11 protein-coding genes are annotated in these 14329 nt (G+C 63.0%); 8 read left to right on the top strand and 3 right to left on the bottom strand.

Annotated elements, in window-relative coordinates; translation table 11 throughout:
• The first annotated feature begins 190 nt into the window (after nt 1–190).
• Nucleotides 191–1831: a glucose-6-phosphate isomerase gene (gene pgi, locus CHU95_RS17880; RefSeq protein ID WP_094457679.1), complete on the top strand. Its 1641-nt coding sequence runs from the start codon at nt 191–193 to the stop codon at nt 1829–1831.
• An 86-nt stretch (nt 1832–1917) separates the two neighbouring features.
• On the opposite strand, the gene CHU95_RS17875 is transcribed toward pgi, so the two are convergent.
• On the bottom strand, nt 1918–2394 hold the full coding sequence (locus tag CHU95_RS17875; RefSeq protein ID WP_094457678.1) for an SgcJ/EcaC family oxidoreductase: 477 nt from the start codon (nt 2392–2394) through the stop codon (nt 1918–1920).
• 361 nt (nt 2395–2755) lie between these two features.
• Here CHU95_RS17875 and CHU95_RS17870 point away from each other — a divergent pair, with 361 nt between their 5' ends.
• The 4 genes from CHU95_RS17870 to CHU95_RS17855 all read left to right on the top strand — a co-directional run bounded on the left by CHU95_RS17870 (nt 2756) and on the right by CHU95_RS17855 (nt 7031).
• Nucleotides 2756–4045: a pentapeptide repeat-containing protein gene (locus tag CHU95_RS17870; RefSeq protein WP_245838379.1), complete on the top strand. Its 1290-nt coding sequence runs from the start codon at nt 2756–2758 to the stop codon at nt 4043–4045.
• Nucleotides 4046–4189: 144 nt separating this feature from the next.
• A complete protein-coding gene (mutL, locus tag CHU95_RS17865) occupies nt 4190–6043 on the top strand; it encodes a DNA mismatch repair endonuclease MutL (RefSeq protein WP_094457977.1) in 1854 nt (617 codons plus the stop codon).
• An 89-nt stretch (nt 6044–6132) separates the two neighbouring features.
• Nucleotides 6133–6516, top strand: coding sequence for a hypothetical protein (locus tag CHU95_RS17860; protein WP_094457676.1), 384 nt, complete (start codon nt 6133–6135; stop codon nt 6514–6516).
• A gap of 155 nt (nt 6517–6671) precedes the next feature.
• A complete protein-coding gene (locus tag CHU95_RS17855) occupies nt 6672–7031 on the top strand; it encodes a hypothetical protein (protein WP_094457675.1) in 360 nt (119 codons plus the stop codon).
• Between the two features lie 3 nt (nt 7032–7034).
• Here the strand turns inward: CHU95_RS17855 and gcvA are convergent, their stop codons facing one another.
• Nucleotides 7035–8006 (bottom strand): transcriptional regulator GcvA, encoded by a 972-nt coding sequence (gene gcvA / locus CHU95_RS17850; protein WP_094457674.1) that lies wholly within the window; start codon nt 8004–8006, stop codon nt 7035–7037.
• 135 nt (nt 8007–8141) lie between these two features.
• Here gcvA and CHU95_RS17845 point away from each other — a divergent pair, with 135 nt between their 5' ends.
• Nucleotides 8142–8342 carry a hypothetical protein gene (locus tag CHU95_RS17845; protein ID WP_094457673.1) on the top strand — a complete coding sequence of 67 codons (201 nt, stop codon included), beginning with the start codon at nt 8142–8144 and terminating at the stop codon, nt 8340–8342.
• A gap of 67 nt (nt 8343–8409) precedes the next feature.
• Here CHU95_RS17845 and CHU95_RS17840 read toward each other — a convergent pair whose 3' ends face one another.
• Nucleotides 8410–11445, bottom strand: a complete 3036-nt coding sequence (locus CHU95_RS17840) for a phosphoenolpyruvate carboxylase (protein WP_165772246.1) — start codon at nt 11443–11445, stop codon at nt 8410–8412.
• A 227-nt stretch (nt 11446–11672) separates the two neighbouring features.
• Between CHU95_RS17840 and CHU95_RS17835 the strand changes: the two genes are divergently transcribed.
• On the top strand, nt 11673–13274 hold the full coding sequence (locus tag CHU95_RS17835) for a bifunctional aminoglycoside phosphotransferase/ATP-binding protein (protein ID WP_245838378.1): 1602 nt from the start codon (nt 11673–11675) through the stop codon (nt 13272–13274).
• Between the two features lie 163 nt (nt 13275–13437).
• Nucleotides 13438–14301 carry a universal stress protein gene (locus CHU95_RS17830; RefSeq protein WP_094457671.1) on the top strand — a complete coding sequence of 288 codons (864 nt, stop codon included), beginning with the start codon at nt 13438–13440 and terminating at the stop codon, nt 14299–14301.
• Nucleotides 14302–14329 lie beyond the last annotated feature (28 nt).

The raw sequence follows: 14329 nt of genomic DNA, 5'->3' as shown, positions 1-14329 counted from the left end.
CGACAGGGCGGGTGTTATGTAACGCCGTTACAGCAATTGCCCCATCATTCGTTTACTGTCACAACATAACCACGGTCGGCGAAAAACCACGGGCCGTCCGGTTTGCGGCTTGTTGCGGCCTTGTGGGCGGCAGCCGGCATGCTATCAATCCCGAGCAGAGATCCTTGTCTTCCGGCCGGAGAGAAAATCCATGTCCGCCCTGACCCGTTCCCCCGCCTGGCAGGCCCTCGCCACCCATCGCGCTGCTTTTGAACACACCATGCGCGACCTGTTTTCGGTCGATCCCGGTCGTTTTGACCGCTATCGCATCGCCTTTGACGGCTTGATGCTGGATTATGCCAAAAACCGGGTGACGGACGAGACCCTGTCCCTGCTGGTCGATCTCGCCCGGCAGCAAAATCTCGAAGGGCTGCGCGATGCCATGTTCCGCGGTGACCGGATCAACCTCACCGAGGATCGCGCCGTCCTGCATGTGGCGCTGCGCAACCCCATCGACCGTCCCATCCTGGTGGATGGGCAGGATGTGATGCCCGGTGTGCATGCGGTGCTGACCCGCCTCTACGCCTTCTGCCACAAGGTACGCGATGGTGAATGGCGGGGTTACGATGGTCAGGCCATCACCGACATCGTCAATATCGGCATTGGCGGCTCTGACCTGGGGCCGGTGATGGTCACCCAGGCGCTGACGCCCTGGCACCATCCGCATCTGGCCGCCCATTTTGTCTCCAATGTCGATGGCACCCATATCGCCGAGGTGCTGAAGAAGGTCGACCCGGCGACCACTCTGTTCATCATCGCATCCAAGACCTTCACAACGCAGGAAACCCTGGCCAACGCCCATACGGCGCGCGACTGGTTCCTGGCCCATGGCGGCCGTGCGGAGGATGTTGCCAAACATTTCGTGGCCGTCTCCACCAATGGTGCGGAGGTGGCGAAGTTCGGCATCGACACCGACAATATGTTCGGCTTCTGGGATTGGGTCGGCGGGCGTTACAGTCTGTGGTCTTCCATCGGCCTGCCCATCGCGCTGATGGTGGGGCCGGAAAAGTTCGGGGAACTGCTGGCCGGCGCCCACGCCATGGACGAACATTTCCGCACCGCGCCGCTGGAACAGAACATGCCCGTGATCATGGGCCTGCTGGGCGTCTGGTATGGCAATTTCTGTGGTGCCACGGCCCATGCCGTTCTGCCCTATGACCAGTACCTGGCCCGTCTGCCGGCCTATCTTCAGCAGTTGGATATGGAAAGCAACGGCAAGTCGGTGGACCGCCAGGGCAACCAGGTGGACTATGCTACCGGGCCCATCATTTTCGGCGAGCCGGGCACCAACGGCCAGCACGCCTTCTATCAGTTGATACATCAGGGCACGCACCTGATCCCATGCGATTTCATCGCCCCGATCCGCAGTCTGAATCCGACGGGCCGGCACCATGCCATGCTGCTGTCCAATACCTTGGCCCAGACAGAGGCGCTGATGCGCGGCAAGAATGCCGATGAGGTGCGGGCTGAACTGGTCAAGGAAGGCAAATCGGGTACCGAACTGGACGCCCTGCTGCCGCATAAAATCTTCACCGGCAACCGCCCCACCAACACGATCCTGGTCGATCAGTTGGACCCCTACCGCCTGGGCATGCTGGTGGCGCTTTATGAACACAAGGTGTTCGTGCAGGGCATCATCTGGAACATCAACAGTTTCGATCAGTGGGGCGTGGAACTGGGCAAGCAACTGGCCAAGGTGATCCTGCCCGAACTGGAGGGCGAAGGCACCAAGCCGCATGATGCCAGCACGGCGGGCCTGATCGGCGTGGTGAATGCGGGGACGGTGGGGTAAGGGCCCCACGCCAACGGAGTCAAACGCGTCCTGAACCGATCACCTCCCCGTGCTCCACGTTCAACCACGGGGAGGTGATCCGATTTTTACGTTTCGGGCATCATCGAGGAGTGGAGATGATCAATCTTCCACTGCCCGTCTTCGTAACGATAGATGAAGCTGTAGCGCGCCTTGACGTCCGTTTTCGCGGACGTTTTTGCATCCGTCAGCGTGACCGTCCAGGTGCCGACACGGGAAGCGGTGTTACAGTCGATCTCCACGGTCGATGTGTCGATCTTACCCACCGGGCTGTTCCGCAGGAACCCGATGAAATAGTCGTTCACCTCTGCGGGGGACGTGCGCGGCTTGTTGGCAACTGTTGCCAGTAGAACCGGAGCCTTGGTGAAGAGCGCCGTGACCGTTGCCGGGTCCTTGGTTGCCCAGGCATTGTTGAACTCGGCAAAGAGTCCTTCGATCTGAGCCGGCGTGACGTTCGGACAAGTTGCCGTCTTAGCCTGCGCTACACCCGCACCGGCAAGTGAAAAAGCAATGGCAAGGGCACTTACGCCAAAAGCGCTTTTCATACTTCGTGTCTCCAATGTTCATCTAATGACAACGATTACATAAGAAGCATATTAATTTTTAACAATACATTTGAATGTTAAAATTTTTTTCATGTTGTGGCGATCATCATGAATAGATTTTTCTTTATCACTGGATCTAACGGGGTCACTGTTTTGCGTCCGGGCGTAGACGATGGCAGAAGCGATGCTCCGCTGGCCGGGGAACCGCTTTGACGACATGGCTGTGTGACAACCATAGACCGCTGGCAGCAATTCACCACAAATCACAAGGTGTCACGGCAGGCGGTGATTATTCCTTTGCAACAACCCGCGCATGGTGGCTCAAATTGAGAAAAAGTCAGACCGGTCAGGGAGAGAAAGATTGGTCGAACAGCGACCGCTTTATAAGGCGACGCAGGAACAGCTTGACGCTCTGCTGAAGCGCCATGAAATGTTCCGCAACGCCCGTATGGGTGGGGCCAGGGCCATTCTGGCTAATTATGACCTGACGGGGCTCAACCTGGCGGGCCGCGATCTGGCCCATGCCGACCTGACCGGTTGCATCCTGCGCCGCGCCAATCTGGCCGGCGCCAATCTTGATTGCTGCACCCTGTTCGCCGCCGACCTGCGGGAGGCAAACCTCACCGGCGCCTCATTGGTCAAGGTGGATTTGCGCGGCGCCAGCCTGCGCGGCGCCGACCTGACCGGCGCCAATCTGGTCAGCGCTGATCTGCGTGACGGGTCGCTGGCTGAACGCGCCGCCGATGGCAGCCTGAAGATGGTGGTGGTCGAAAGCGACACCAGCCCCGCCGATATGCAGGGCGCCAAACTGGCCAATGCCAACCTGTCGCAGGCAAAGTTGTCGGGCGTCGTTGCCCAGCACACGGACTTCACCGATGCGTTGATGCGCGGAACCAAGCTGGTGCGTGCCAATCTGCGCAATGCCACCCTGGACGGCGCCATCCTGGAAGGGGCCGACATGTCGGGCGCCGATGTGCGCGGCGCCAGCATGAAGGGGGCGGTGCTGACCGGCGCGGTCCTGATGATGACGGAAATGGCGGGTGCCGATATGGCCGGCGCCCTGACCGACAAGCCTGCGGGCAAGCCCGCCAGCGCCCTGCCCCGGCCCCTGGAACAGATGCTGAAGCTGCATGCCGAATGGGTGGGCACGGCGGGTCAGGGCGGCTTGGCGCTTGATCTGAGCGGTTACGACCTCCGGCACGAGACCTGCCTGTCCCATGCCTGCCTGACACGCCTGCATGCACCGGGCGTCATCTTGTACGGCGTCGATCTGTCCGCCGCCCATATTCAGGTGGGTAATCTGAGAGGGGCCGATCTGCGCGGGGCCAACCTGTCGGGCTGCGACCTGCGCGGCATCAATCTGGCCGACGCACAATTGGGCAATGCCAACCTGTCAGAGGCCAATCTGGGATATCTGAAGATCGACGCCACCCGCCTTGTGTGCTCCGACTTGTCGGGCGCCAAGCTGCGTTATGCCAACCTGTCGGGGGCAAGGCTGGTTAAGGCAGATTTCCGCGGGGCCGATCTCTCCTTTGCCAACCTGCTGCTGGCCGACCTGAAGGAAGCAGACCTGACCGGCGCGCGCCTGTCGGGGACCAGGGTAAAGCGGGAGCAGATGGCGGAGGTCACGGGGTTCAAGGTGCTGGGATAGGGTTTGTTGGGGCCCAGCCGGGATGCCTGCCTTTCCGCCGGGTAGGCGATATTGGGCATCCGAGTGTCACCCGCCCAGGACACACAATGCCATAACTTGTAGCTGTCTTGGCGCATGGCCCCCATTGGTGCTATTACCCATCCCATGCCGATCATCCGCCGCCTTCCCGATAATCTCGTCAACCAGATCGCCGCCGGCGAGGTGGTGGAGCGTCCGGCCGCCGCCGTGAAGGAGCTGGTGGAAAACGCGCTGGATGCCGGGGCACGGCGCATCGACGTGACCTTGCGCGATGGTGGCAAGGCGCTGCTGTCGGTCGCTGATGATGGTTGCGGTATGGACCCGGCGCAGTTGGCCCTGGCCGTGGAGCGGCACGCCACATCCAAGCTGCCCGACGGCGACCTGACGGATATCCGCACCCTGGGTTTCCGGGGGGAGGCCCTGCCCTCCATCGGCGCCGTCAGCCGACTGACCATCACCAGCCGCACGGAAAGTGCCGACCATGCCAGCGCCATCCTGGTGGAAGGTGGCACTGTACACCCTGTTGGTCCGGCTCCGGGTGGTCTGGGCACGCGGGTGGAGGTGCGGGACCTGTTCTTTGCCACCCCAGCCCGCCTGAAATTCCTCAAAGGCAGTCGCACCGAAAGCCAGCATGCGGTGGATGTGGTGGAACGTCTGGCCATGGCCCATCCGCATGTGGCCTTTACGGTCACCGATGAGGGCCGCACACCTGTCCGCCTGACCGCCAACAGTGGCGAGGAAGAGGCGGCACGTCTGTCCCGCCTAGGCGCTGTCCTGGGACGAGAGTTTCAGGACAATGCCATCCCGGTCAATGCCGAACGGGCGGGCGTGCGGCTGGTCGGCCATATCGGCCTGCCCACCTATAACAAGCCCACGGCGGCCGGACAGTATCTGTTCGTGAATGGCCGTCCCGTGAAGGACCGGCTGATGGTGGGGGCGGTGCGCGGGGCCTATGCCGATTTTCTGGCCCGTGACCGGCATCCGGTTCTGGCCCTGTTTTTGTCGCTGGACCCGCATGATGTCGATGTGAATGTACATCCAGCCAAAACAGAGGTCCGGTTCCGTGACCAGGCGCTGATCCGGGGCCTGATTGTCGGGGCGCTGAAACATGCGCTCGCGGCCGCCGGCCATCGGGCCAGCACAACCGTCGCCGCCGATACGCTGGCCAGCCTGACCCCGCGCATCGCCCCGCAGACCAGCTTGCTGTGGGAGCCGCAGCGGCCGACCGCTGTCCCGCCTTATGCCCAGACGCCTCCCATACCGCCGCCGGTGAACCGGGAAATGGCAGAGGCCGCCTGGCGGTTCCAGGCGCCGCAGCCCATGGCGGCACCCGCGCCCGCGTTCGCTCCGGCCGCGCGTGCCGAACAAGCGGAGTCCATCGCCGCCCCCTCGCCCCACTTCCCCCTGGGTGCTGCCCGCGCACAGCTTCATGCGACCTATATCGTGGCGCAGACGGAAAACGGCATTGTCATCGTGGACCAGCACGCGGCCCATGAACGGCTGGTTTATGAGCGCATGAAGAAAGAGATGCTGGGCGGTGGGGTAAAGCGCCAGGGCCTGCTGATCCCCGAAGTGGTGGAACTTGACCCTGCCGATGCCGAACGGGTGGGAGAGCGCGCTTACGAACTGGCGGACATGGGCCTGGTCCTGGAAAGTTTCGGATCGGGTGCCATCGTGGTGCGGGAGGTGCCGGCCATGCTGGGGGCGCGCGCCGATGTGCGCGGCCTGATCAAGGATATTGCCGACGAACTGGCCGAGATGGGCGATGCCCATGCGCTGAAGGAAAGGTTGGACGCCATCTGTTCGCGAATGGCCTGCCATGGCAGCGTCCGGGCCGGCCGCCCCCTGAATGTCGATGAAATGAACGCGTTGCTGCGCCAGATGGAAGCCACACCCCATTCCGGTCAGTGCAACCACGGGCGCCCGACCTATGTGGAACTGAAGCTGGGCGACATTGAGCGGCTGTTCGGACGGCGTTGAGCCCCTGTTCACCCGGCAGAATTTTCCCTGTAAAAACCGGCACATGGCTTGCTTATCCCCTCCCATCCTTTTGACCGGGAGGCTCTTACATGCACGACCGACTACAGCGCCCGACAGCCGCCAAAGCACCGGCTGCCTTCATGCGCACCAAAGAAAGCAAGCCGTCCGGCGGCTTTGACGGGTTGCCCGCCGGGCTGCGGATGCTGGATGACGCCAAGGAAAATGTCGGGCTTGCGGAAATTCTTGCCGCATTGACGGCAGAACCTGCCCAACCCAACATGCGCCTGCGGGAGGTGGAAGACAGCATCCGCCGTCATTGGGCCGTGCTGCGCAATCTGGTCCGGGAACATGCCGAACTGACCCGGGCTGCCATGGACACGGCCGACGCGTCCCGCGCCCTGCACGGTGACCGGCCGCTCCCCCGTGTGGCCATGTTCACCCCGCCCTCTCGCGGTATCGTCGCGGCGGAATGAGCCTGTGACAAGCGCCGGTGCAGGGGGCAGGTCATGGCAAATCCGCCGGCCCGCCCCGCCACCGCCCGGCGCTTGACCGGCTTTCGCCGCAATCTGCCCCCATCTTGCCGGACATGGACACCGCACGGTGCCTGATGTTCGCAAGGTGACGGCCGATGAGTGTGACGATGAAAATTCTGGTCCTGTCCAGTCTGGCGGCCCTGCTGGGGGCGGTGGCCGGGCTGTGGGACCTGACCGCCGATACGCTGGCGGGCACGCTTGCCATGCTGGCCGCCTTTGCTTTCCTGCTGGCCTTGTTCCTGCCGCGTCTGGCCGCCCTGGGTGTTCTGGGTCTGGCGGTTGGTGTGCTGCTGGCCCATCTCATGGCCTATCCGCCGCCGGGCAGTTCGCTGCCCGTGCTGGAACGCGGCCTGATTGCGGCGGCTGTGGCGCTGCTGCCGGCGGCAGCGGGCGCCCTCGCCGGCATCCTGGCTGCCCGCGCCGCCGCTGGCATGGGCTGGCACCGCACCGACTGATGCTCAGTGGCCCATTGCCGACCGTCGTGGCCCCGCTAGCCCCACATTCAACGACCCGCCCAGCGCCCCGCACTGCCCTTCACAGGCACTGACCTCGGACAGGATCCAGTCGCGGAAGGCCTTGATCTTCGGTTCATCAACACGCCGCTGCGCACAGACCAGCCAGTACGATCGGTCCGTCACCAGGATCAGGTCGGGAAATGGCACGATCAGCCGGCCCGAAGCGATATCAGCGGCGAAAAAGGCCGGACACACCAGTGCCACGCCCTGCCCCATGACCGCCGCCTGTCCGGTGATGGCCTGCATGTCATATTGCGGGCCGCTGCGCAGGCCGTCCACGGCCACTCCGGCCAGGGCAAACCACTGGTGCCAGTAACGGATATCCTCATGGTCATTATAGTCCAGCAGCGGCAGCCGGGCGAGGTCGGTCGGGTGACGAATACCCCCCAGGCGATCGGCCAGAATGGGGCTGATCACAGGGGTCAGCCGATATTCGACCAACCGTTCCGCCACCGTTCCCGGCCACTGCCCCAACCCCGACCGGATCGCAACATCAAATTGGTGGTTCAGATCACCCAGCCCCATTGAGCTGTCCAGCCGCACCGCCAGATCGGGCCGGCGCAACTGAAAATGCCCCATCCGCGGCACCAGCCAATGCGAGGCGAAGGTGGGTAATGTCGTCACCGACAGCACCTTATCCTCCGCCGCGTCGGCCAGCTTGTGCAGTGTGGCACGGATACGGTCGAACGCATCCTGGACCGCCGCCTGCATTTCCACACCGGCCGGCGTCAGTTCCAGCCGCCGGGTCAGGCGCCGGAACAGTTCACGCCCGATATGCTCCTCCAACTGTCGGATTTGGTAGGAAACGGCCGCCTGTGTCACGGCCAACTCGTCCGCCGCCTTGGTGAAGGACAGATGCCGTGCGGCTGCCTCAAAGGCGCGCAGGGCATTCAGCGGCGGCAGGCGCTTCTCCATGACAAACCCTCATGCACAAACTCAGTTAATGCATCCTATCGGGATTACTCGTTTGTCGTCCAGGCTGGAAAGGAGCGATAAGGAGAGCAACACAAAGCTACCCCTGATCATGCGGTTCGGAAAGGAACCCTGACAATGCAAAAGCTGAACTTTGCCCATGGGGCCGCGTTGCGGCCGCAGACCCTGGCTCTCGACCCCGTTACGCCGCCTTCGCGCCGGACCACGGCGCTATCGGGCCTGGCCGCACAATTGCAGTCGGTGTTGACCGAATTGCTCGCTGGTGAGGCGTACCGCCTCGGGCTTTCCCCACACTTGAAGCGGGATGTGGGACTTTGAGACTGACAGAAGAAAGGGGGTGACGGCAGCAACCATCACCCCCTTGATCTGTTCAGGGCTTGGCCAGTTACCCGAAAAAGCCGATCCGTTGGGTCAGCGCGTTGCTGGTCCGGCGAACCAGTTCATAGAGCGAAGCGATGGGCCGGAAAATATTCTGGTTTTCCTGGCTGTAATCCTGGCTCTCGTCACTGACATAGGTTGCCACTTCTCCGAACCCTTCATCCAGCGTGACATCGGTCCGCGCCGGAAAGATACGGGCCAGTTGTTCCAGCGCCCAGGGCACATCCAGATGCATCAGCCGCGTGACCAGCCGCTGGTTGGTGATCGAATGCTGGCTGGAGAATTCCGGAATATGCACGGCCAGACGATAGATCTGGTGGATCAAGGACAGGCGTACCGCGTGCAGCAACGCCAGATGCCGGTCCAGTTCCGGGTTCGGCTTAGGCGCCGCCCCTGCCCGTTCCAGATTCTGTCGCAGCACCCCGTAATCACGATAAAGCTTGCGGAAAATCCGCACCAGTCGCGCCTGTGTCGGGGTTTCTTCCAGGACGCCGGCAATGCGGCGCATATCATCGGCTTCCATGGGGTTCTCAGCCCGCGCCGCCCGGGTCAGCCAATGGCCGGGGTCAAGCGTGTCGACATAGGCCTTGAGCGCGTCCGGACAACTCACCGCCGCCCCATAGACAACAATGCCGATCAGTTCCCGGAACCGGGCGGAGGTGGCAAAGAGGGTGCGGAATTGTTCAGGGTCGCGGTCGATCGCCTCGCCCACACCGGACAAGACATTGGCGGGCAGCCCCATCTGCAACAGCACTGCATTATGCGGGATGGCGCGGAACTGTCCGGCCATGACACGGGCCGCGGGGTCGGGCGCGCTGTCATGCTGGCGTTTGATCGCGCGGCTGCCGCTGGGGAACAGCAGGTTGGTGCCGAAGGCCGCCAGCAGTTCACCATAATTCGGGTCTTCGACCAACCCGACCTGGAAGGTCTTCACGGTGGTGAAGAATTCGCGGATATAATCGCCCTTGGCATAAAAGACATCATGATCCAGGTCGGGCTTGGCAGTCCCGATCATATATTCCAGGATGCGGGTAACAACGGCCAGGGCCGAGGCCGGTGTCACGAAATAGGTATAGCCGTCGCCGCCCTGGAAGCTGACTTCCTGCTTCAGCTCGATATTGTGCTTGGCCGCAAAGGCCAGGGTGGCCGGCGGGCTGACATAGGCAAGACGGTTATGCAAGCCGGCCGGGTGACCGCCACGGCCGATGCTTTCGCCGTGCGTGTCAAAAATCACCAGTTGCACATTGGTCAGCGCATGGCGGGTGAACAACCGCATCACCCGCAGGCGCAGACGCTCAATCGACGCACTGGCTGGCGTCTGGCCCAGATAACGACCGGCATCGGAATAACCGGTCTGGATGCAAAGCCGCCCGCGCGTCTGCACATAAGTGCGGTAATGGGGATTCTCTAGCAATTGCTCGATGATGCGGCTGCCGGTCTCCAGCGCCTTTTCGGTCTCAAAGAGCGGGCTGATATCGACGCGGTCCTCAACCCCGAACAGCTTGGCGAAATACAGGGCCGACAGGACTGTGAAGGCGCTTTCGCTCTCGGCGATCAGGAACCGGATGGGCGTGCGGGCGTCGGAATATTTCAGCATCTGCGCCACGACCATGAACAGGCGCTTGGCGCTGGTGCGTTCGGCCACGACCGAACCGAAGTTGATATTGACTGGCTCCACCTTGTCCAGGAGGTCGGTCAGGGTGGACAGGTAAGATTGGCGGTAACGCGGATCATCCGCCGCACTATCCAGACCCACGGCCTTGCGGATGGCGTTATGGACCTGTGTGCTGTTCAGACGGACATGGGTATGGGCCATCCCCAGACCGAAGGTCGCCAGCTCCGCGCGCAGCACGGCAAGCTGCTCGACGGTGGCCAGCGCCTGCTCGCCGTCGATGGCGGCGGAGAGACGGATACCCCGGTTCACAAATTCAATGGCTTCCGTGGCATCGACCAGCCGCAGGGGCAGCCCTTCATGCATGCGCTTGGCAATACGGCGCAGATGGTCCAGATCCTGCGCTTCCGACCCGCCAAAGGCTGCAATCTCATCCGTCACCTGGTTGAGCGCCAGGGCCAGCCGGCTTTCGATCAGGGCCAGCGTGTGGCGCAGATCTTCCAGCGACGGGGCGCCGGCGCGGATATCCCGCAGATTGGATAGGTAATAGCGCAATTGCCGCTGCTGCACGATCAGGCGCTTATGCAGCGTGTCCGACCAGCGAATGTCGGAACGCCCATCCAGATCGTAACCCACCCACGACGCCACCGTCAGCAGGCGCGGCGTCAGTTCGGTCCAGCGCTCCGGATAGTGCCGCCGCCCCACGCGCAGCACGGCGCGATACAGCGCCCGGATAGCAATCTGGATATTGGCGATGGCGTCCAGTGACAGTTCATGTTCGCGGGTCAGCGACATGTCTTCCGGCGCATGTTCCGCCGTCGCCATCTGCCGGATCAGCGCTTCGCGTGCCTCCGGTGTCAGGACCTTGCCATTCTGGTCGCGCCCGGTGGCCAGACAGGCCATGATTGTCATCTGCGCACCGGCCAAATTAAAGGTCGGATGCGCGGTAATAACGATACCGAACACCTCCTTCTCGACCAGTTTCTGGAACGCCTCGAAGGTCAGCGGATCACCACCACTGCCGGCGGCGGCAACATCAAGTAACTCCTCCATGCGGCTGGCATTGGCTTCAGGCGACGCCTCACCCAGATAATTGGACAGGCGCGCCGACCGGGCCAGGAAACCTTCGGCAGACAGGTACTGGATCAACTGTTCCAACGCGCCGGGCGACAATTCGCCCGATGCCACGCGGCGGGAGATATCAAGGGCCAGCAGCATGACGGGGTTGGCGAAAGGATCAATCTTGGCTTCGGCGCTGAACCGGTCAAGCTGGCCCATCAGATCGGCCGCCAAGGCGCGCGCATCCAACGCCTTGGGCGCTGGGAAACGTGTCTGTTTGGTGGACAGCAATGCCCCCTTGGCCGTAGTCGTACCCAGGAACTCCAGATCGGACGGGGCGGCGGCTTGGGGCATGGCGGGGTCCAGCGGCATGGGGGCTTCCATCGTCAGCAGAATCGCCGCTCTCTATTGCGGCGCAGCGTCGCAGGGTGCGGTAATTCCGTTACATCTGTCAACGACCAAAAGGCGTATAGCGGACATATTCAGTCCACATCGCGGCTAAGTTTGAAGAGATAGAATAAAGCAGGTGCGAGCCACAGGCGATAGATTACTTGTAACGTCATTCGCTTACATGACAGATCATGACAAGGGTGTTGCGCATGCACAGCAGTCCGGCGACACAAGTGACCGAACCGGGAGAAGGCGGGCAGCAGCAGGCTATTGCGCTGATGTCCGCTGCCGCGACCCATGGCCTGCCCGCCGGCGTCACCATCGACCGGATCGACACCCACGCCGCACGCATCTTCATGAGCGGTGACCGTGCCTGGAAAATGAAGCGGGCCGTCACCTACCCGTTTTTTGATTACGCAACCCTGTCCCTGCGTCTGAACGCCTGCGAGGCGGAACTGGCACTGAACCGACGGACGGCCCCTGATCTCTATTTGGGCGTAGGCGGGTTGGTGCGTTCAGGCGATGGCAGCATCCATTTGGTGGAACAGGCACCGGTGGCGCCCGATGGCGGGCCGGACCCATCGGTGCTGGAATATCTGGTCACCATGCGACGGTTCCCGCAGACGGCCCTGCTGGACCGGATGGCAGCGGACGGTATCCTGTCGCCGGCCATCATGCGCGATCTGGCCGCCACCATTGCCGACTTCCATGACATGGCCGAACCGCGACCCAACGCGCCGGGCGCGGGGGAAATGGCTGATCTGGCCCGTACGAACATCCGTGAAATGCGCCGACACGGCCCGGTTTTCGATGCCAATGCTGTGGAACGGCTGGACCGCGCGACGGAACAGGCGCTGATGGCGGGGGCCGAACTGATCGACCGGCGCCGTGATGCCGGCTATATCCGCCACTGCCATGGCGATCTGCATCTCCGCAATATCGTCATGCTGGATGGAAGGCCGGTACCCTTTGACTGTGTCGAATTCGGCGACCGCATCGCGGTGACCGATGTCCTCTATGATCTGGCCTTTCTGTTGATGGATCTGGAACATCGCCGGTTACGCCGTCTGGCCAACATCCTGTTCAACGCGTATCTGGACATTACCGGCGATCTTGCGGGTCTGGCGCTGCTGCCCTTGTTTATGTCGGTCCGGGCCGGCATCCGCGCCCATCTGACGGCATCGGCGGCACTCGGCCAGCTTGATGCCGGACAGGCCGCATTGCTGCGGGTAGAGGCCTGCGCCTATCTCGACCTTGCCAACCGGCTTCTGTCGCCATCGCCACCGGCGCTGGTGGCCATTGGCGGGCTTTCGGGCACCGGCAAGACGACGTTGGCGCGGGCGCTGGCCCCGACCCTGGGACCAGCGCCGGGTGCGGTGATCCTGCGGTCGGACATGCTGCGCAAATGGCTGGCGGGTGTGGACGCCAACACGGCGCTGCCTGAAAGCTTCTATGGCCCCGACCATACCGGCCGTACCTATGCCGAACTGGCGGGTCGGGCTGGTCTGGTGCTGGACGGGCATCATGGCGTGATCTGCGACGCGGTCTATGCCCGACCCGACCAGCGCCAAGCTGTGGAGGCAGTGGCACAGGCGGCAGGTGTCGCCTTCACCGGTCTGTGGCTGGTCGCCGATCAGGCCGTGACCCTGGCCCGCGTGGCGCGTAGACGTGGCGATGCCTCAGACGCGACCACGGCGGTGGTGCGGCGACAGGCCGCGTATGACCTTGGCGACATGCGTTGGGAGGTGATCCCGGCCAGCGGTGATGCAGACGAAACCACCGCCATCGCCCGCAGACAGATCGGACATTGATCGTCTGCCTAAGGGGCCCGACATTTTTTCCGCCAATCTGTTATCATGGAAATCCGGTCGGGTGATCCATGTCAATGCTCCCGACCGGCCTCTGGCGTGATGCTGGGTCAAGGATGCGTTTCCAGGCGGCAATGGCCGCGAAACGGCTGAAAGGGGACCGGTCATGGCTTTTCGCAAGATCACTTGTTTTGTCACCGGCGGCACCCGCGATGCCGCGGCCCTGACGGCGGCGCTGCTGTTGGCCGCCCCCGCCAAGGGCAATGTCGAAGCACTGTATCTGCGCGCCGATCCACGCGACGTGATGCCGATGGTGGGTGAAGGCCTGTCGGGAGCCCTGATCCAGGATCTGATGAAATCGCTGGAGCAGGAAAACAGGAACCATGCCACCAAGGCGCGCGACCATCTGGACCGGGCACTGGCTGCCGCTGGCGGTGTCTGGTGTGAGCGCCCGCCCGGCAGCGATCGGGTCAGCGGTTTCTTTGCTGAGGCCGCTGGCGTGACGGAGGATGTGATGGCGGCCGCGGCGCGCTTGTCCGACCTGACCGTCTTCCCCTCGGTCGCCAACGAAGATCGCACCGCCGTCCTGGTCGGGCTGGAAGCTGCCCTGCTGGAAGGGGGTCGTCCGCTGCTGGTCGCACCGGAAACTCCGCCCGGCATGTTGGGCCGTGTTGTCGCCATCGCCTGGAACGGTCGCACGCAGTCGGCACGCGCCCTGGCCCTGGCCATGCCGCTTCTGGCGGGGGCGGACGCGGTTCATGTGCTGGGTGTCGATACAATGCGTACCGATGCCGATGACGTTGCCGCGGTCGTCGACTATCTGGCCTGGCACAATATCCCGGCCCAGTATCACAAACTCTCCGGTACGGGCGGTGTCGCGCAGCAGCTTCAGGATGCCTGTACCGCCGTGGGTGCCGACCTTCTGGTCATGGGCGGTTATGGCCATTCACGCCTGCGCGAACTGATCCTGGGCGGTGTCACCCGCGCCATGTTGAATCAGACCCGCCTGCCCTTGCTGCTGGCCCACTGATGCAGGCCCGTCGATCAGGGTGAGGAGT

The organism is Niveispirillum lacus (assembly GCF_002251795.1).
Lineage (GTDB): Bacteria > Pseudomonadota > Alphaproteobacteria > Azospirillales > Azospirillaceae > Niveispirillum > Niveispirillum lacus.
Note: the sequence above shows the minus strand (reverse complement) of the source record. Positions and strands in the feature narration are given on the sequence as shown.

Coding starts and splice junctions, on each gene's coding strand:
- CHU95_RS17835 (WP_245838378.1), top strand. CDS start 11,673: ATGCACAGCAGTCCGGCGACACAAGTGACCGAACCGGGAGAAGGCGGG.
- CHU95_RS17855 (WP_094457675.1), top strand. CDS start 6,672: ATGAGTGTGACGATGAAAATTCTGGTCCTGTCCAGTCTGGCGGCCCTG.
- CHU95_RS17840 (WP_165772246.1), bottom strand. CDS start 11,445: ATGCCGCTGGACCCCGCCATGCCCCAAGCCGCCGCCCCGTCCGATCTG.
- pgi (WP_094457679.1), top strand. CDS start 191: ATGTCCGCCCTGACCCGTTCCCCCGCCTGGCAGGCCCTCGCCACCCAT.
- CHU95_RS17830 (WP_094457671.1), top strand. CDS start 13,438: ATGGCTTTTCGCAAGATCACTTGTTTTGTCACCGGCGGCACCCGCGAT.
- CHU95_RS17845 (WP_094457673.1), top strand. CDS start 8,142: ATGCAAAAGCTGAACTTTGCCCATGGGGCCGCGTTGCGGCCGCAGACC.
- mutL (WP_094457977.1), top strand. CDS start 4,190: ATGCCGATCATCCGCCGCCTTCCCGATAATCTCGTCAACCAGATCGCC.
- CHU95_RS17860 (WP_094457676.1), top strand. CDS start 6,133: ATGCACGACCGACTACAGCGCCCGACAGCCGCCAAAGCACCGGCTGCC.
- CHU95_RS17875 (WP_094457678.1), bottom strand. CDS start 2,394: ATGAAAAGCGCTTTTGGCGTAAGTGCCCTTGCCATTGCTTTTTCACTT.
- gcvA (WP_094457674.1), bottom strand. CDS start 8,006: ATGGAGAAGCGCCTGCCGCCGCTGAATGCCCTGCGCGCCTTTGAGGCA.